This window comes from Sphingobacterium sp. G1-14 (genome assembly GCF_002196555.1).
Classification (GTDB): domain Bacteria; phylum Bacteroidota; class Bacteroidia; order Sphingobacteriales; family Sphingobacteriaceae; genus Sphingobacterium; species Sphingobacterium siyangense.
On sequence record NZ_CP021381.1, the window covers coordinates 4523524 to 4541370 of the forward strand.

Annotated in this window: 14 protein-coding genes; 11 read left to right on the top strand and 3 right to left on the bottom strand. The window is 42.1% G+C overall.

Annotated features, from left to right (window positions below; all coding sequences use genetic code 11):
- The 3 genes from CBM24_RS19495 to CBM24_RS19505 are packed head-to-tail and all read right to left on the bottom strand — an operon-like array spanning nt 1 to nt 5073.
- Nucleotides 1-3168 (bottom strand): SusC/RagA family TonB-linked outer membrane protein, encoded by a 3168-nt coding sequence (locus tag CBM24_RS19495; RefSeq protein ID WP_088162383.1) that lies wholly within the window; start codon nt 3166-3168, stop codon nt 1-3.
- Nucleotides 3165-4703, bottom strand: coding sequence for a TlpA family protein disulfide reductase (locus CBM24_RS19500; RefSeq protein WP_070568244.1), 1539 nt, complete (start codon nt 4701-4703; stop codon nt 3165-3167). The genes CBM24_RS19495 and CBM24_RS19500 overlap by 4 nt, the downstream gene beginning before the upstream one ends.
- Before the next feature lies 1 nt (nt 4704).
- The gene (locus CBM24_RS19505; protein ID WP_157698535.1) at nt 4705-5073 is read right to left on the bottom strand and encodes a hypothetical protein; all 369 of its coding nucleotides are present in this window, start codon (nt 5071-5073) and stop codon (nt 4705-4707) included.
- A gap of 608 nt (nt 5074-5681) precedes the next feature.
- Between CBM24_RS19505 and CBM24_RS19510 the strand changes: the two genes are divergently transcribed.
- From CBM24_RS19510 to CBM24_RS27940, 11 genes are all read left to right on the top strand, one after another.
- Nucleotides 5682-6179 (top strand): helix-turn-helix transcriptional regulator, encoded by a 498-nt coding sequence (locus CBM24_RS19510; RefSeq protein WP_088162385.1) that lies wholly within the window; start codon nt 5682-5684, stop codon nt 6177-6179.
- A gap of 116 nt (nt 6180-6295) precedes the next feature.
- Nucleotides 6296-6574, top strand: a complete 279-nt coding sequence (locus tag CBM24_RS19515) for a hypothetical protein (protein ID WP_088162386.1) — start codon at nt 6296-6298, stop codon at nt 6572-6574.
- An 11-nt stretch (nt 6575-6585) separates the two neighbouring features.
- The gene (locus tag CBM24_RS19520) at nt 6586-8997 is read left to right on the top strand and encodes a heavy metal translocating P-type ATPase (protein WP_088162387.1); all 2412 of its coding nucleotides are present in this window, start codon (nt 6586-6588) and stop codon (nt 8995-8997) included.
- 113 nt (nt 8998-9110) lie between these two features.
- Nucleotides 9111-9455: a four-helix bundle copper-binding protein gene (locus CBM24_RS19525; protein WP_088162388.1), complete on the top strand. Its 345-nt coding sequence runs from the start codon at nt 9111-9113 to the stop codon at nt 9453-9455.
- Between the two features lie 201 nt (nt 9456-9656).
- Entirely contained in the window at nt 9657-9878 is a 222-nt protein-coding gene (locus tag CBM24_RS19530; RefSeq protein ID WP_088162389.1) for a heavy-metal-associated domain-containing protein, read from the top strand.
- A 711-nt stretch (nt 9879-10589) separates the two neighbouring features.
- On the top strand, nt 10590-11465 hold the full coding sequence (locus CBM24_RS19540) for a DUF3347 domain-containing protein (protein ID WP_034735069.1): 876 nt from the start codon (nt 10590-10592) through the stop codon (nt 11463-11465).
- Between the two features lie 14 nt (nt 11466-11479).
- Nucleotides 11480-11785, top strand: a complete 306-nt coding sequence (locus tag CBM24_RS19545) for a hypothetical protein (RefSeq protein WP_002981094.1) — start codon at nt 11480-11482, stop codon at nt 11783-11785.
- Between the two features lie 18 nt (nt 11786-11803).
- Complete coding sequence (locus CBM24_RS19550; RefSeq protein WP_070566705.1) at nt 11804-13924, top strand: heavy metal translocating P-type ATPase; 2121 nt, start codon at nt 11804-11806, stop codon at nt 13922-13924.
- A 6-nt stretch (nt 13925-13930) separates the two neighbouring features.
- Nucleotides 13931-14587, top strand: coding sequence for a DUF3347 domain-containing protein (locus tag CBM24_RS19555; protein ID WP_088162390.1), 657 nt, complete (start codon nt 13931-13933; stop codon nt 14585-14587).
- A 14-nt stretch (nt 14588-14601) separates the two neighbouring features.
- Nucleotides 14602-15894 carry an efflux RND transporter permease subunit gene (locus CBM24_RS27935; RefSeq protein ID WP_088162391.1) on the top strand — a complete coding sequence of 431 codons (1293 nt, stop codon included), beginning with the start codon at nt 14602-14604 and terminating at the stop codon, nt 15892-15894.
- A complete protein-coding gene (locus tag CBM24_RS27940) occupies nt 15891-17837 on the top strand; it encodes an efflux RND transporter permease subunit (protein ID WP_088162392.1) in 1947 nt (648 codons plus the stop codon). Before CBM24_RS27935 ends, CBM24_RS27940 begins: the two co-directional genes overlap by 4 nt.
- The last annotated feature ends 10 nt before the right edge of the window (nt 17838-17847 follow it).

The window sequence follows — 17847 nt, forward strand, 5'->3', positions numbered from 1 at the left end:
TTAAAATTGAGCGTTTACACCTAGGGAAAATTGCGCGGGAATCCGCATGGTAATTCCATTTGGGTCCAAATCTAGCTTGGTTGCCTTCCAGATCACTCCAAGATTGCGGGCATAAGCCTGTAGGGAAATGCTTTTGAAATAGCCCCGTTTGGGTTTCAAGTGATAGCTCAAGCTGATGTCCTGCAAAGTGATGTTATCACCTTTCTCGACCAAAATGTCGGAGTTCATATAAAACTGATCCCTGTTGGAATTCAATGGGTAATTGAATGCAGGAACATTAGTCGTCGCCTCATCACCCGTTTTTTGCCATCTTTTATAATAATCGCTGTGTAGCGGGATATTAGAGGATAAGGAGGAATAATTGACGGATTCTCTTCTAAAAAAATAGTTGAAACGATAAGCGATGTTGATACCGGCTTCCCAAGCACCGAAAGTAAAACTGTTTCTGATACTCCCAAACTGTTCAGGAAGTGCAGATCCATGGAATACCAGATCTTCAAGAGAAACTTTGGACCTTAAATCGGCGTAATTGGAATAAGGCTGTCCGTTTACACTAAACTGAGGATTACCGGCATCAGCTGTGAGTCCCATAAACCGGTAACTGACTAGATTATAAGCAGCATAACCCTCTATTGGTGTAAGCGATTGGCCCGAATTTACCATATCAGCATTCACGTTTGACCGATAGCTATAGTTCATAATCCGGGTTTTATTGGACGAAAATAACCAGGTGGTACGCCATTGCAACGGGGCATCGATGTTGAGCGTATTGAGCTGTACTTCCCAGCCCTGTGTACGCAGGCTTGCGGCATTTCTTTTTAAATAATCGACACCTACAGTTGGATCAACATTCACAATGGCGATCAAATCGGTTGCTTTTTTATTGAAGTAAGCTACCGATCCAGTCACTCGATTGTGCTTTAGGCCAAAGTCGAGTCCAAAATTTAACTGGCTTACATCCTCCCATCGCAGGTCTGGATTGGGCGGATTATTGACATAGGCATTGGTGAATCCCCCCAGTACACCGGGACTGGAGTTATAGGTTATGGTCGTCTGTGCAGGAACTGAATTGTTTACATTTCCACTTTTTCCGTAGGTCGCCCGTAAGATTAAGTGCGGCATCCAAGCCCAGTTATAGAAACTTTCGCGATCGACATTCCACATACCACCAATTGACCACAGCGGTTTCCATCTATTGTTGGTATTTACACCGAACAGATTTGATGCATCACGACGTGCGCTTGCTGAAACTGTATACTTTTTGAGCAGATTATACGATCCGTTGAAGAAAACGGAGACAAAACGGTCTACATTACGTTCATCATTAAAGTTATACCAGATCGTATTGCTTCCAAGGCCAGCGTAGTAAGTAAAAATTGTGCGATAATCAACAGGTTGGGATATGTTGAGTTCATTGTCGTATCCGTACTGCCGATAAGTGTGCAGTAGCCCCCGATTGTCCCTTATCTCCCCACCTATCAACACATTCAGATCGCCAAGGCTGGATTGCTTATCGTAGGAAATCTGTGCCCTCATGTTGTGACCATACTGTCTGTTTGAAGTTCTATCCAAAATATCGCCCATTGGAATAGGACGCTCAATGACATTACCTTTTAACTGACTATATTTATTGATGAGGTCACGCACATAAAATGAGTTATGATCCATCCGATCCACGAGGAGGCCATTCGATGTAAAATACTGATACCGCAATTCAGACCGCAACCCTTTTATCCATTCATACGCTGCTGCAAGGTCAAATTTCAGCACATTCGTATTATCCGTCTTATCCAATAGTTTCTGATCTGCCAAGGGATAATACGACCAATCCAACAATTTGCCTCCGCCCAGCGTATCCAGAAAACGACTTCTGTAGTTCTGCTCCAATCGACTCGGATTGCCATCGCTATCCAATAGCCGCGAATAAGGATAAGCTAGCCCAGCACTTCCGATTGCTAAGGATGAAATACCATTGTTGGTCACTTTATTTGCATTGAACTGCATTCCCCCCGTAAGTACCAATTTAGAAATCGGTCGCCAGGTCTGCTCTGTACGAAGTGTAAACCGACTATTTTCATTGCCGACAATATTACTCCGCACCTTATCAAATCCGGCCGACCAAATAGACGCCAGCTTCTCGCTTCCAGTACTCAGCTGCACATTATACTGTTGATTAATTCCCTTTTGACGCAGGTACCGCGCTATATCAGCACGCAAGTTTCCCTGAGCAATTGCATTCAATTGGGATTCCAAGGCCGAGTCGTCGATCAACTTATTACGATGATCGTTTAAGAGCTCAACCACAGGACTGACCACAGGATTATACACCTTATTATTGAGCGTATTGTCGTAATAGCCCTGATTAAAGAGAAGTCGCTCCACCTCGATATGGGTTGAATTGTCCACCTGCGACCGGTAGTAGGGATCCTCCCGATCAATAACAGAGATATTACTCGTTACCGAAAGACGGACCGGCATATCAAATTTCCCTTTCTTTAGCGTAATGACGACCACACCATTGCCAGCCTTAGCACCCCAAATAGACGTGGCAGCAGCGTCTTTCAATACGCTAATATTTTCCACATCATTGGGATTAATATCGTTGATATCGCCCTCATAAGGAAAGTTATCCACCACAATCAATGGACCTTTGATGGTTTCGGTAATCGTACTCAGGCCTCTGACCATAAAATTGCTCTGATTGCCACCACGTTTATCAAAAAGTATGGCACTACTCAGTCCATCCAATCTATTGAGGATATTAGGACCTATCTGTCTATCCAGTTCCTTTTTTCCGATCACATCAAAAGCTCCGGTTGCTCTTTCCTTGGGTAGGGCCTGATAACCTGTCGATACCTGTACCTCTTCCAATTCATTTACTTGAGGTATGAGGTATACTATCCAATTGTGTCGAGTTATAGATTCTAGCGATAACGTATCGGGGTGATAGCCAATACGTCTAAAAACAAGACAGCTGATCTTTCCTTTCAGTAACAACTCTCCTTGTGCATCGGTCGCGCCGAGGACTTTTCCATCACAATCTTTAATAGATACAGTAGCAATAGGCAGTTTTGTATCACTATCCTGAACTCGGATTGATTGTCCCTGTGCAAATGTTTTCAAACATAGTACAACACAGATAAAAATAATTAAAAGACAGTTTTTCATCGTATCAGCTCCTTTCCATGCTCGGCTACATAACCGTAGCGCGTCAATTTCATAACACTACCGCTGTCTTTAAATCCATCCTGTGTTAAGACGAACATGATCATCTTGCGTCGTTCAAGCGATAAATTTAGACCCTGTACCGCAAAAGCCTGTTTTAATTGGTCTATATCGCTGAGATTATCGGGAAGCGATAAGTCTATCCTTTCATCAAGCCCCGTTTCGTCGACCATAAAGGGCAATACCGAGAAAGACCTCAGGTTAAACAGATTGGGGATATTTTTTATTTCTACGCCAATAAATGCATTCTTTGGCTTATCGTTTCCAAGCTGTGCCTTTTGCAAAAACTTGCCGTCCGAACTCCCATCATTCTCCACGAGACCGTTCAATATGACTGTTGGCACCTTAGCCAATTCCTTACTTTGGCGGGGCTTTTTACCATCAGCACGGCGCATCACCAAGCATTCAACATCACGTAATTGATAAGATGCTTTCATTCCGAGATAGAAATTGAGGTCGCTTTCCATTTTTTTGTAAACGGTATTATCATTCCATAGCATTGGGCTTACCGATTCGTAGGTATATTTCCAGAAATTCCGATCCTGCTCCAATCTGTGGATTATACTATCGGGAGCATTTATTTCGAGTATACGTCTAGCGCGAATCTTGGAAAGACCGGCAATATAATTTTGAGCATTTTGCAATGCGATACCATATTGCATAAATACATTGAGATTGGGTACAACGAGGTGCTTATACTGATGCGTGGAGTCCACCGTAAAACTGCTTGCCTGCGATATCCCCTGACCATAGGGCAGTAAGGAGCTGTAATAATAATTGATGATCTTAGCATCATAATAAGGCTGCAATAATGGCTGGTCAAATGCGAGTACTTTGGCCGCTACGGGCACTGCATTTCGGTCTTTGATCATCTGCTTCAAAGCAAGCGCATTTAGTTCACTCGGCATTGCTTGTGCACGTACCACACCATTGTTGTCAATACAGACTGTAAATGGGATTGCGTCTTTATCAAAAAACTTGGTCAGCAGCTTGTCGTTGACAATGGAGGAAAACCTATTAGCCAATCCATGGGTTTGTATAAACTCACTTTTGCTAATAAATTTCTCGACAGCAGCACGATCTTGGTAAGTAACTGAAAGTACTTTGACTAGGCCGTCCATATCGTCCTGCAATTTATAGAGACCAGGGAATGAGGCTATGCACGAGGAGCACCAGGTAGCCCAGAAATCTAGAATAATCAGTTTCTTATCCTTATAGTCGCGGAGCGTCAATTGTTTGGCCCCTGTCTGATGCCCTACGACATCAAGCTGTATATCCCAAAGAGCCTGCGGGATAGTATCCCCTATTTTGAGATATTTGATTAGTAGCCCATCGGCCCCGCTATCCTTGCGGGGCGTCTGAGCTGATAAACTAAACATAGAAACTAGAAAATATAAGATCACAAGTACCGTGATCTTTAGTATTTGCATATGCAGCAATGCGCTGCTATTGGATTGTAGTTTTAATTTTTTCATCATTTCAGGAATTGATATTGGATGAGGATACGCGCCGAAAGAAATCGGAAATCGCTTTGGAAGTATCTATCGATTCTTTGTGTAGCTCGATAGAAATAGATACCTTACCAAGATCCAATTGAGTCGTATGGATCATTAAATAAGCTATCAGGACGCGGAGAAGTTCGACGGAAAATTCAGACAATTGCGGATTATCTTTCGTTTTTTCGTTATCAACCGTATCGGGATGCAAAACAACGATATAGTCTTTGATTGTACTTAGAGGATACTTATCCCAAAAGTCTTGAACATTTTTCACAGGATCATATCCTGATCTATGAGTTTCATAAATTACCAAATCCAGTAGAATTAGGTGAGCGTAATTAGATCTCATTCTTTAGATTTTTAATGGCGAGTTTAGAGCATACCTATTCCAGTTCGACTGAATCGGTTACTTTTTAGGCCGTAAACCGCCCGTAATAAAATTGGTTAATTGGGATAGCTAGAATTCTAGTGAATGGATATGACTCGGTATATAGTTGGGCATCTCGAATTCCATAGCTGATGTTACCAGATCATTGCTGGCGAAATCAAACCGAGCTACTCGGGAGATTTGAAGATGTTTTTTGTGATTTGTTTCTTTTGTTTCATAGCTCTAATTTAATAGAGCCTCAATGTCTAATTATTAATTAGGCCGAGGCTACTGAAAGTTCGAGCTCCCGGTGGTAATCGGGGGTAGTTGCCTACCAGACACAATCAGTAAGACCTCGGCCCAACAATATATATCATTGCACCGAGGTGTCTACTTACCACTCGTGTCCTAATCAATTACCACATTGCTCGAACGAGATCTTACAAGTAAACACCTTCTAACTTCCTCAACGGAATAGAAAAGTGAAAATACAGCTTATTTACGTCTTAATCATATATAGTTTTATTTCTATAGTTGCAACTATAGACAAATATAGTAATAACTATAGACATTGCAAAAAATATTTTGCCATGACCAAGAAATCCCAATATGAGCTTGAAATTGTAAAAAACAGCATACAGATCCGAAATAGTTACAATAAATCACAATCATATTTTGCGATGTTATTAGATGTGACAGATGGATATATTGGAAACATTGAGAATCCAAATCGGCCGGAAATGTACACCCATGATCAAATTAATGCAATTGCTATTGATCTTGGAATATCACCACGATTATTTTATCCTGATATAGCCATCGATCAGCCATTACCAAAAAGAGATGCTCAAGCGAAATTAGAAAGAACCAACCTAATCAAATTAGGCGTAGACAATTTGATTAACTCTAATTTCTTCGATTCAAAAAAATCAATTAAAGAAATCATAGTAGAACTTAATCAACAGGATTCATATTTAAAACTAGATCTCACTAATAAGGATTTAACTGATGTACTTCGACCTATTGCCAAGTTAAACACTTTGAAAAGTGTAAAGGTTGGGACAAGAAATTATTATTACAGCTTTTAAATATTTCTTATAAATCATGGTAAGAGGAATTCTAGTAGATCTAGCTATTTATTTTACTTCTAATCTAATATTATTTATATTTGGATATGTAATCAAATATTTTGTAATTAGCCATTATGAATTCATCTCTTTCAATTCCTACGATTTCAAACATAACAAATTTAAGAAATAGAGTTAATAAACTTTACATTCCTAAAACTAAGCCATTAATCCCTTTATTTGAAGTAATCAGCAATAGTATTCACGCTATTTTTGAGAGAAATGAAACAGATAAAATTGATGGGAAAATTATCATTAAATTAGTAAGAAATGGTGCTGCAGATCTGCTGAAAGAATCAAATAATATAGACAGTTATCCAATCAAATCCTTCGAAGTGATTGATATTGTAAATTAAAGCAGGCAAATATGGCGACAAACAGAGAAAATATATACATTCCATTGGAGGATGTAGAAAGCGAACACTGTGCATTAATCGTTGAAAAGGGATTGGCACAGGTAAAAGGCGTAGAAACCCATAAAGTAGAGCTGAACAACCGAAGGGCAGCGATTACAGTAGATAGCAATGAAACCGTAGGCGAGGCTGTTAAGGCAATTAAAGATTTAGGTTACGGAGTTCCTACGGTTAAAAGTGCTTTTCCGGTATTGGGCATGACCTGTGCATCCTGTGCGGGCAGTGCCGAAAGCATTGTGAAATACCAACCGGGAGTAGTTAATGCTTCCGTGAACTTTGCAACGGGCAATCTTACCGTGGAATATCTGCCCAATATGACCGATGCCTCCACCCTGCAAAAAGCGGTTCAGGGAGTAGGTTACGACCTATTGATTGAAGACGAAACCAAGCAGCAGGAAACGCTCGAAGCCATCCACGAAAACAAATTCCGAACCTTGAAAAACAAGACCATTTGGGCAATTATCCTTTCCCTGCCCGTGGTAATCATAGGAATGTTCTTTATGGATATGCCCTATGCAGACCCGATAATGTGGCTCTTTTCCACGCCCGTTGTAATATGGTTGGGCAGGGATTTTTTTGTAAACGCTTGGAAGCAGGCAAAGCACCGTTCCGCCAATATGGATACGCTGGTGGCATTGAGTACAGGTATTGCCTACCTGTTCAGTGTTTTCAATATGCTGTTTGCCGACTTTTGGCATCAACGGGGACTGCATGCTCACGTATATTTTGAAGCGGCTGCCGTTATTATCGCATTCATCCTCTTGGGAAAACTGCTGGAAGAAAGAGCCAAAGGCAACACCTCTTCAGCCATTAAGAAGCTGATGGGCTTGCAGCCAAAAACGGTCATCGTGGTACAGGCGGACGGAACGGAAAAGCAGACCGCTATCGAAGACGTAAGCGCAGGCGATGTGATACTCGTAAAGCCCGGTGAAAAGATTGCGGTAGACGGCATGGTCATATCGGGCAATTCGTATGTGGACGAAAGCATGTTAAGCGGTGAGCCTGTACCTGTATTGAAAAAAGAAAAAGAAAAAGTATTTGCAGGAACGATTAACCAAAAAGGCAGCTTCCGGTTCAGGGCGGTAAAAGTGGGCAAAGAAACCATGCTTGCCCACATCATCAAAATGGTGCAGGATGCACAGGGAAGCAAAGCACCCGTACAGAAACTGGTCGATAGGATTGCGGGCATCTTTGTTCCCACAGTGATAGGTATTGCCATCCTGACATTTACGCTATGGTTGATTTTGGGAGGCGAAAACGGGGTTGTTCAAGGTCTGTTGGCAGCCGTTACGGTATTGGTCATTGCCTGCCCCTGTGCTTTAGGCTTAGCGACACCCACCGCTATTATGGTAGGCGTTGGTAAAGGTGCTGAAAATGGCATTTTGATAAAGGATGCCGAAAGTTTGGAACTGGCCAAAAAAGTAAATGCCATCGTTTTGGACAAAACCGGAACCATCACCGAGGGAAGACCACAGGTAACGGGCATTAAATGGCTGAACAATGAGGACACTGCAAAAGAAATCCTTTTGAGCATCGAAAAGCAATCCGAGCATCCATTGGCAGAAGCCTTAGTGAAGCATCTTGGCGATGTAGCGACCACCTCTTTATCCATGTTCGACAGCATTACGGGCAAAGGCGCAAAAGCAGACCATGATAACGAAACCTATTATGTAGGCAACAAAAAGCTATTGGCAGAAAACAACATTGCCATTGCCGGAGAATTACAAGACCAGGCCGAAGAATGGGGCAAACAGTCTAAAACCGTTATCTGGTTTGCAAACAGCAAAAAGGCTCTTGCTGTAATCGCTATCGCCGATAAGATTAAGGAAACATCGGTGCAGGCTATCCGGGAAATGCAGGAAATGGGCATTGACCTGTATATGCTGACCGGAGATAATGAAGCTACCGCTAAAGCCATTGCGGAGCAGACAGGCATCAAGCATTACAAAGCCGAAGTTTTGCCACAGCATAAAGCCGACTTTGTGAAAGAACTGCAAAGTAAAGGAAAGGTAGTGGCAATGGTGGGCGATGGTATCAACGACAGCACCGCATTGGCAACAGCCGATGTAAGTATCGCAATGGGCAAAGGCAGCGACATCGCAATGGACGTAGCCAAGATGACCATCATTTCGTCCGACCTGACCAAGATACCGCAGGCAATACGCTTGTCCAAACAGACCGTAGCCACCATCAAGCAAAACCTGTTCTGGGCGTTTATCTACAACGTAATCGGCATTCCGGTAGCGGCAGGCATCCTTTACCCTGTTAACGGCTTCCTGCTCAACCCGATGATTGCGGGTGCGGCAATGGCATTGAGCAGCGTGAGCGTGGTAAGTAACAGCTTGCGGTTGAAATGGAAAAAGTAAACCTGTAGTGAGCCTGTCGGATTATCAGTAAAAGTTACAAATCAAACAAGAAATATTACAATACGCTCTAAATAGAAATAACGAACTTTACATAAATCAAAAATTTAAGTATTATGATACAGACAAAATTTCAAAATTGTATTGAGGCTTGCCAACAATGCGTGGTAATGTGTAATCAATGTACAGTAGCCTGTTTGAACGAAAAAGATGTTGAACATTTAAAGAAATGTATTCAGCTCAATCTGGAATGTGCTGCCATTTGTTCTGCGGCAGTAAATGTATTAAGTCTTGACGGAAAATTTAGCAAAGAACTCTGCAGGTTATGTATTGACATCTGCAATGCTTGTGCGGACGAGTGCGAGAAACACGTTGCGATGGGTATGGAGCATTGTAAGCAATGTGCTGATGCCTGTCGTGAATGTGCAAAGGCTTGTAAAGAAATGCTTGCCACCGCATAGCAAAAAAATCCTTCGGGAAAAATTAGCTATCAGAGCCACTTTTATCTTTTTAAACCATTGAGGTTAGAAAGGGTAAAAGTGGCTTTATTAGTTGAAATAGAAATCAGTAAAAGTCACAAATCAAACCCAAAATAACACAATAAAGCCAAACGGAATTGTGGCGAAATTTGTACCAATAAACAACATTTAAAATTTAACGAAATGGAAAATAAAGAATTTCAATTTAAGACAAATATTAATTGCGGCGGTTGTATAGCATCTGTGAAACCACACCTGGACAATACCAAGGGCATCTGCCATTGGGACGTGGACACCAACAATAAGGACAAGGTGCTTACCGTGAAGTCCGAGGGCATTACCGAGCAGGAAGTAATATCGACTGTGCAAAAGGCAGGCTTCAAAATAGAACCTTTGGATGCCTAAGCCAGCAACTTTTTGAAATGCCCTTTTTCCGACCGAATTTCCATGAGGTTGGGTTGATGAAAAAGGGCATTTTATCAATTCTGAAAAAAGGCGATAGGTTATTGCGTATATGGCATTATTTTTCCATATAGCAAAAAAAACGTAAAACGATATAAAAAAAACCAATCTAATTTGTAACTTTGTTGCGTTGAAAAATTATAGAATACATATAGGCATTTTGACATTGTTCTGTTTGGTTTTCTTTATGATGCCAAGTCAGAGCTATGCCTGTTCCAAAAATTCAACAAAGACCGAGCAGTCTTTCTGCTCAAAGGAGAAATCCAAAAAATCAGAACATAAAAAAGGTTGCAAGAGCAAATCCTGTAAAAAATGCAAAAGTGACAAATGCGGGGGCGGTTGTTCCCACAGCTCTTGCAGGTGCGGTGCTTCAACCACTTCCCTAAATGTCCCAACCGTAATCGAATTAAAGGCAAAAAATCACTTAGCAGCAGCTAAAAAGCAAAAATTCGGTTTCAAAGAAGCCTACTATTCTTCGGGCTTTTTCTCCATTTGGCTACCGCCTAAAATAAGCTAAAACTATGGCCTGATAGCCATAGGTATGTCCTGTCAGAAGCTGTTCCGGCTTTTGCAAATCCCCTATTTGTATCATTTATTTAAAATTTAAAACAGAAATGGGTTTATCAATCCCCCGTTTCTCAAAATGTAATTATTATGAAATCATTATCAAAAATAGTGATGGTAATCGCCGTATTACTATCATCAATAAACGGCTTCGCACAAATCAAGAATGCGAAAACAGAAACCGTAAAGATTTACGGCAATTGTGGTATATGCAAAACCACCATCGAAAAGGCAGGTAACGTAAAAAAGGTAGCCAGTGTGGACTGGAACAAAGATACCAAGATGGCTACGCTCACCTATGACGGCGACAAAACAAATCAGGATGAAATCCTGAAACGTATCGCTTTGGCTGGTTATGACAGTGAGAAGTTCCGTGCGCCGGATGACGTATATGCTAAACTGGCTGGTTGCTGCCAGTATGATAGACCAGTGAAGACGGTTGCCAAAAACAAGGAGGCGGGAATGGACATGAATGCCGGACATGGCAATCACGACCATAGTCAAATGGCAGCTAACAAAGATGCAGCCCAAAACCAATCACAGCTAAAGGCTGTATTTGACAACTACTTTTCAGTGAAAGATGCTTTGATAAAAACCGATGCGGCGACCGCATCTGCCAAAGCCGCTGAATTGGCTGCATCCCTTAAAGCAGTCGATATGAATAAGCTATCGGCAGAGGAACATACGGCTTGGATGAAAGTGATGCAGGACTTGACCGCCAATGCGGAAAGCATTTCAAAATCAAAAGATGTTGCAAAACAAAGAAGTGCTTTTGCGGCACTTTCGGGAAGCATCTACACACTGGCCAAAGTGTCTAAACAGGATACTCCCGTTTATTACCAGCACTGCCCTATGTACAATGGAGGTAAGGGAGCCAATTGGCTAAGTAAAGAGAATGCTGTTAAAAACCCATATTACGGCTCACAGATGCTTACCTGCGGCAGTACGGTCGAAACCATTAAATAACAGGTCTGAAAGCTATGGTACAGTACAATGACATGGTGCAGGCGCTTAAAGACCTAAGACAGCGTGGATACAGTATGGACTTTAGTCTGTTGCCGGACTGCCTGTACTGTGCGTCAAGGAGCCTGAAACTAAAACCGGAGGATTTTACGGTTACGGAAACCCATAGGTTTGAAAGCCTCGACAGCAGTCCTGATAACAATGCCGTGATTTATGCCATATCGTCCAATGATGGTAAAAATAAAGGCGTACTTGTGGATGCCTATGGTGCTTATGCCGAAGAAATGACCCATGAGATGGCAAAAAAATTAAGTGCAACATAACTTTTAAAACCCCTTATTATGAAAAAATACACGTGTCCCATGCACCCGCAGGTGCTAAAAGACGAACCAGGCAAATGCCCGCTTTGTGGCATGGCACTGGTTCCCGTTGGCGGTAGCTCAGTTTCTCATGTACAAAAATCAGGACATGGGCATTCCGGGCATTCTCATCATAACCAAGCCAGAGATAGCTTTAACAAACATGAGGGGCATCATACAGGCGATTTTCTCGCTCGTTTTTGGATAAGCCTCGTCATTACAATCCCTATCCTGCTCCTGTCACACATGATACAGCAATGGTTGGGTTTCAGCCTTGCTTTCAATGGAGATAAATATGTGCTGCTGGCATTGGGTACAGTGATTTATAGCTATGGAGGCTTGCCGTTCCTAAAGGGAATGATTGGCGAGGTGAACGCCAAAGCCATAGGGATGATGACACTTGTTGCTATCGCTATATCCGTAGCCTATGTCTATTCCGTAGCCGTTGTATTTGGCTTGCAGGGCATGGACTTCTTTTGGGAACTGGCTACGCTTATCGACATCATGCTGTTAGGGCATTGGCTGGAAATGCGTTCCCAAATGGCTGCTTCACGGGCTTTGCAATCATTGGTTGCTTTGCTGCCTAACGATGTCACGGTGGAGCGAAACGGAGAAGTGGTAAAAATAAAGCTTGAAGACCTGCAAAGCGGTGAAACGGCTATCATAAAACCGGGTGAAAAAATTCCAGCCGATGGATTGGTACTGGAGGGGCTTTCGTATATCAACGAGAGCATGCTTACCGGAGAAAGTATTCCCGTGAAAAAGGAAAAGGACGGAAAGGTCATCGCAGGCTCTATCAATGGCGATGGTGCGCTGAAAGTTAAGGTAACAGCCGTTGGAAAAGACAGCTACCTGAACAGGGTTATCAATCTTGTGCAGGAGGCACAAGCTACTAAGTCCAATACGCAAAACCTTGCGGACAAAGTTGCCAAATGGCTCACCTTTATTGCCATTGCCGTTGGCATAGGCACATTTGCCTATTGGTATGCAAGCAGTGGAGATATTGCCTTTGCGCTTGAAAGAATGGTGACGGTAATGGTAACGGCCTGCCCGCACGCATTGGGCGTGGCTATCCCGTTGGTGGTCGCCATTTCCACAACGCTATCGGCGACCAATGGTCTGCTCATCCGCAACCGCACAGCATTTGAAACCACCCGAAAACTTTCCACTGTCATTTTTGATAAGACCGGAACGCTCACCAAAGGTTCCCATGCCGTAGAAAAGGTTATACCGTTAACAGACGAATATAATGCCGATGAGGTTATCCAGTATGCTGCCGCAGTACAGCAAAATTCGGAACACCATATCGCCAAAGGCATTATGGCTACATTGAAAGAAAAGAGCCTTGCCTTATGGAAGTCTGAAAACTTCAGCTATATGCAGGGCATAGGTGTTAAAGGTGTTGTGAACGGGAAAAATGTCGTAGCTGGCGGCCCGAATTATTTCACCGAAAACCACCTTTCCCTGCCTGAAATTCCAAACGAAATCAATCAAGAGGCCGAAACGGTCAACTTTGTCCTCATTGATGACCGGGTAATCGGCATCATTACTTTGGCAGACAGCATCCGTGAGGGTTCGGCACAGGCGATTGAGGAACTCAAAAAAATGGGCATCAAGTCCTTTCTGCTCACCGGGGACAACGACAGGATTGCTGCTGCCGTAGCCGGAAAATTGGGTATGGACGGGTATTTGGCTAATGTGCTTCCGCACAACAAGCAGGAGAAAGTAAAGGAGTTTCAGGCAAAAGGCGAAATCGTAGCAATGACTGGTGATGGTGTAAATGATGCACCTGCACTGGCACAGGCAGATGTGGGCATTGCCGTGGGTTCCGGTACGGACGTGGCTGCCGAAACAGCGGATATCATATTGGTAGACAGCGACCCGAGGGATGTGGTCAAACTGATTGACTTCGGCAAACTTACCTACAAAAAGATGGTACAGAACCTGATATGGGCGGTTGGCTACAACGTGGTGGCAATACCGCTTGCGGCAGGCGTACTCTATCCGAATTTTGTTTTAAGTCCCGCTATGGGTGCTGTGCTGATGAGTGTAAGCACCATTGTAGTGGCTATTAACGCAAGTTTTTTAAAAATCAAAAAATAAATAAAAATGAAAAATCTAACATTATCAATCATTGTTGTTATCATGGCATTTGTAACAGTATCATGCAATCAGGTATCCAACAAAAACGAGCATTCTTCAAATGATACTGCTGTTGTATCACAAGAACAGCCGGCTTCCCAGCCAAAAGAGGATGATACGGTAGCTGCGCCCGTTGTGAGCGAAACACCGAGCGGTCAGGAAGCAAAAGCAACAGGAAAAGAAGAAACAAAAAACTTTTCTATTGCGCCCATAGTTACCGATTATCTGTCCTTAAAGAACGCCCTTGTTTCGGACGATGACAAAGCTGCCGCCAGTTCAGGGAAAAAGCTGTTAGCTACCCTGAATAAAGTGGACATGAAAGCCGTTCCTGCCGATAAGCACAAAAAGTACATGGACATAGCGGACGATGCTAAAGAACACGCAGAACATATCGGGGAAAATGTTGGCAACATCCACCACCAGCGGGAACATTTGGCTTCGCTTGGCGAAGATTTGAAAGACCTGATTGATTTGTTCGGTACATCGCAAACATTGTATCAAGACCATTGCCCGATGTTCAATGACGGCAAGGGTGCTGTTTGGTTCAGCGAAAACAAGGAAATCAAAAACCCTTACTACGGTTCTAAAATGCTGACCTGCGGTTCTGTAAAAAAACAGTATTAAAATGAAAATAAATCATGGTACAAAAAATAATAGAACTGTCCTTGAAAAATAGGTATATCGTGCTGCTTATAGCCGCCGGTTTACTTGTTTGGGGTATTTCAGCAGTTAAGAAAAATCCGATAGATGCAATTCCTGACCTAAGTGAAAACCAAGTAATAGTTTTCACTGAATGGATGGGACGCAGTCCACAGACTATCGAAGACCAAGTAACCTATCCTTTAGTAAGCAACTTACAGGGAATCCCCAAAGTAAAGAACGTAAGAGGCACATCAATGTTCGGAATGAGTTTCGTGTATATCATTTTCGATGACGATGTTGATGTTTATTGGGCTCGTACACGAGTTATGGAAAGACTTAATTATGCTCAAAGACTATTGCCACAGGAGGTTACACCAACGCTTGGCCCTGATGGGACAGGTGTTGGTCATATATACTGGTATCATTTGGATGCACCGCAGATGGAACTTGGAGAGCAGCGTGCATTGCAGGATTGGTATATCAAGTTGGCACTGCAAACGGTACCAGGTGTTGCAGAAGTAGCCTCGTTTGGAGGATATGAAAAACAATATCAGTTAGTCGTTGACCCCGTAAAGCTCCAGTATTACAATATCTCCCTTATGGATGTAATGAATAAAGTAAAAGCAAACAACAATGACGTTGGTGGTCGCAAATTTGAAATGGCAGATATGGCTTACATTATACGAGGTTTGGGGTATGTAAAGAATACTGCTGATATTGAAAAAATTGCAGTAGGCAACTATAATGGCATTCCGGTAAGAGTAAAAGACATCGGAAGCGTACAAATGGGCGGAGATTTGCGGCTGGGTATATTTGACCAAAATGGAGAAGGAGAAGTTGTTGGAGGAATTGTAGTAATGCGCTATGGCGAAAATGCAGACCAAGTGATAAAAGCCGTTAAAGAAAAAATCAAAGATGTTGAAAAAGGTTTACCGGCTGGCGTAACATTAAAAACTTCTTATGACAGAAGCACATTAATCGAAGCAGCTATCGAAAATATCAAACATAAGCTCGCAGAGGAAATTATTGCAGTCGCCTTTATTGTAATTCTTTTCCTGTTCCACTGGCGGAGCGCATTAAGTATCATTATTCAAATTCCGGTTACCGTTGCCATCAGTTTTATCATATTGAACGCTTTTGGGTTATCATCCAATATTATGTCCCTTACCGGAATTGCATTGGCAATTGGGGTAATTGTAGATAACGGAATTATAATGTCAGAGAACTCTTACAGAAATCTTTCCGTTTGGCAAAATGAGCGTAAACAAAAAACATCCGACCCATCATGAAAATAAAATGGTTTAAAAAGAAAGCCAATAAAAATGTTGGCTACGAAAAAATTCCAGAGGAAGTACGACTTAGTATCATTGAGAAATCATGCAAGCAGGTTTCAAGAGGCGTATTCTTTTCAACAATTATCATTATAACTTCATTTTTACCTGTATTCCTACTCACAGGGCAGGAAGGCAAACTTTTCCATCCGCTTGCTTATACCAAAACGTTTATATTGGTCGTAGATGCTTTATTGATACTCACGCTTGCGCCGGTGCTGATTTCTTTCTTTATGAAAGGCAAGTTTAAAAGTGAGCATTCAAACCCGATAAACCGGGGCTTGGAAAAGCTGTACGAGCCTGTTATAAAATGGTGTGTAAAATGGCGAAAAACCGTATTGGGTATCAACATCGCTGCACTTATTATAAGTATTCCAATGATATTAAATCTTGGCAGGGAATTTATGCCACCACTCGATGAGGGTTCATTGTTATTTATGCCCGTTACATTACCCGATGTTTCTAATTCAGAAGCCAAACGAATATTGCAGGTTCAGGATAAGATTATTAAATCTGTACCGGAAGTAGCGCACGTTTTAGGTAAAGCTGGCAGGGCGAATACTGCTACAGACAATTCTCCAATCAGTATGATTGAAACTATCATTTTATTAAAACCACAAAATGAATGGCGGGACGGAATAAAGAAGAATGACATCATTAATGAACTAAATGCGAAACTTCAAATGCCCGGAGTAACAAATGGTTGGACAATGCCCATTATAAACCGCATCAATATGCTGTCAACCGGCATCCGTACCGATGTTGGCATAAAAGTTTATGGTCAAAATCTCGATAGCATCTATTCATTATCGCAAAAAATCAAAACGGAACTTGAGGGTGTGGCAGGTATTAAAGATATGTATGTAGAACCAATAACGGGAGGTAAATATGTTGATATTGTTATAAACCGAGATGAAATTGCCCGATACAATATAAGCATAGACGATGTAAACAATTTGGTTGAAAGCGCGTTGGGTGGTATGAAATTGACCACTACCATTGAGGGAAGGCAGCGCTTCTCTGTAAATGCCCGTTACGGACAGGATTTCAGAAATAATATTGAAGCACTTAAACGCCTGCCCGTTCAAACAATGGATTTTGGCCCTATTCCATTAGGAAGTGTTGCAGATGTTAAGCTATCAGAGGGGGCTCCAATGATTAACTCTGAAAATGCAATGTTAAGAGGTACAGTTCTATTCAACGTTAGAGAAAGAGACCTTGGCAGCACAGTAGAAGAAGCTAAAGCCAAGCTGAATAATATGATGCTTAAAATGCCACAGGGATATTTTTTAGAGTGGAGTGGACAATATGAAAACCTTATAAGGGGCGAACAAACACTGAAATGGATTATGCCCATTGTATTAGTTATCATATTTCTGTCTATGTATTTTGCTTTTCATTCTATGAGAGAGGCTTTCTTCAATCTCATCAGTATTCCATTCGCTCTGATTGGAGGAGTATTTATGATTAGTCTATGGGGTGTAAACCTTTCTGTAGCTGTTGCTGTTGGATTTATTGCCCTGTTTGGTCTTGCTGTCGAAACAGGAATTGTTATGGTCATCTACCTCAATGATGCCATGCAACAATTGGTGCTATTAAAAGGAAACAGTCGTGAAACCATTACAAACGAAGACCTTAGAGAATACGTTATACACGGTGCGGCAAAACGCTTACGTCCAAAAATAATGACCGTGTGTGTAACCCTGTTCGGGCTGGTTCCCATATTATGGAGTACCGGCGTTGGCAGTGATATGATGAAACCAATCGTATTGCCGATGGTTGGAGGCGTATTTACTTCAGCAATCCATATTCTGCTGGTTACACCAATTATCTTCCTGATGCAAAAAGAATATGAGCTGAAAAAATTCGGAAAGATTGACGTATTAGATGCAGGACATTAAAATCAAAAAA

What these genes read in the sequence shown, in the direction of transcription:
- CBM24_RS19530 (WP_088162389.1), top strand. Translation starts at nt 9,657, where the DNA reads ATGGAAAATAAAGAATTTCAATTTAAGACAAATATTAATTGCGGCGGT.
- CBM24_RS19545 (WP_002981094.1), top strand. Translation starts at nt 11,480, where the DNA reads ATGGTACAGTACAATGACATGGTGCAGGCGCTTAAAGACCTAAGACAG.
- CBM24_RS19550 (WP_070566705.1), top strand. Translation starts at nt 11,804, where the DNA reads ATGAAAAAATACACGTGTCCCATGCACCCGCAGGTGCTAAAAGACGAA.
- CBM24_RS19520 (WP_088162387.1), top strand. Translation starts at nt 6,586, where the DNA reads ATGGCGACAAACAGAGAAAATATATACATTCCATTGGAGGATGTAGAA.
- CBM24_RS19515 (WP_088162386.1), top strand. Translation starts at nt 6,296, where the DNA reads ATGAATTCATCTCTTTCAATTCCTACGATTTCAAACATAACAAATTTA.
- CBM24_RS19505 (WP_157698535.1), bottom strand. Translation starts at nt 5,073, where the DNA reads ATGAGATCTAATTACGCTCACCTAATTCTACTGGATTTGGTAATTTAT.
- CBM24_RS19555 (WP_088162390.1), top strand. Translation starts at nt 13,931, where the DNA reads ATGAAAAATCTAACATTATCAATCATTGTTGTTATCATGGCATTTGTA.
- CBM24_RS19525 (WP_088162388.1), top strand. Translation starts at nt 9,111, where the DNA reads ATGATACAGACAAAATTTCAAAATTGTATTGAGGCTTGCCAACAATGC.
- CBM24_RS19540 (WP_034735069.1), top strand. Translation starts at nt 10,590, where the DNA reads ATGAAATCATTATCAAAAATAGTGATGGTAATCGCCGTATTACTATCA.
- CBM24_RS19510 (WP_088162385.1), top strand. Translation starts at nt 5,682, where the DNA reads ATGACCAAGAAATCCCAATATGAGCTTGAAATTGTAAAAAACAGCATA.
- CBM24_RS27935 (WP_088162391.1), top strand. Translation starts at nt 14,602, where the DNA reads ATGGTACAAAAAATAATAGAACTGTCCTTGAAAAATAGGTATATCGTG.
- CBM24_RS19495 (WP_088162383.1), bottom strand. Translation starts at nt 3,168, where the DNA reads ATGAAAAACTGTCTTTTAATTATTTTTATCTGTGTTGTACTATGTTTG.
- CBM24_RS19500 (WP_070568244.1), bottom strand. Translation starts at nt 4,703, where the DNA reads ATGATGAAAAAATTAAAACTACAATCCAATAGCAGCGCATTGCTGCAT.
- CBM24_RS27940 (WP_088162392.1), top strand. Translation starts at nt 15,891, where the DNA reads ATGAAAATAAAATGGTTTAAAAAGAAAGCCAATAAAAATGTTGGCTAC.